This window comes from Brevibacterium sp. FAM 24630 (genome assembly GCF_049804075.1).
GTDB lineage: Bacteria > Actinomycetota > Actinomycetes > Actinomycetales > Brevibacteriaceae > Brevibacterium.
In genome coordinates, this window is the sequence record NZ_JBNBZD010000072.1 from 1 (window position 1) to 613 (window position 613).

1 protein-coding gene is annotated in these 613 nt (G+C 61.2%); it reads right to left on the minus strand.

Going from position 1 to position 613, the window contains the following annotated elements; genetic code table 11:
- On the minus strand, window positions 1-613 hold a 613-nt coding region (locus ACPUD7_RS17770), incomplete at both ends, for a transposase (RefSeq protein WP_425120653.1).

A 613-nucleotide genomic window follows, 5' to 3' on the forward strand; every position in this document is an offset into this window, starting at 1 on the left:
TCGCATCCCGTCCGGCCAATCATCGAGGTCAAGGACACTGGTGAGTTCGGCAACATCGGCCCCTTTACGGGGACAACCGTCGGTGTCGTAGGCCGGCTCCCACGCTTTCAGTTTCGTCAGCTGGCGGTAGAGGTCGGGCATCGTCGTCGGCAGCATGAATCCGATCGAATACGACAGACGCCTCTTGGTGAGGAAGTTCAGGAAAGCGTGGGTGCCGCCAGCAGTATCAGTGCGGATGAGGACCGATTTCCCCGGACGAGGTTTGCCGCCGGGCAGGCCAGCAAGAACTTCTTTGACCAGTGTGATGTGGTCGGCGGCGGTATTCGAACCCGCATTACCGGGACGCAGCAGCCCAGCAACGGGTTCGCCACAGCCTGGTCTTCCGTGGTCGATGAACGCCAGCAGGGGATGGAACCCGAATCCCTTCTTATAGGTGGGTTTCGCGTCTTCCTTCTCACTGTGAGCGGTGACCAAGGTGGCATCGATATCGACGATCAGCGGAGTCGAAGCATCTGTCTCGTGGTTTGGTGCCTGAGCCCCGGAGAGTTCCCACACCCGGGCACGCGCCGCCGCCCGAGCAGTGTTGAGAGCAGCCAGTACTCGATCGGCGTCG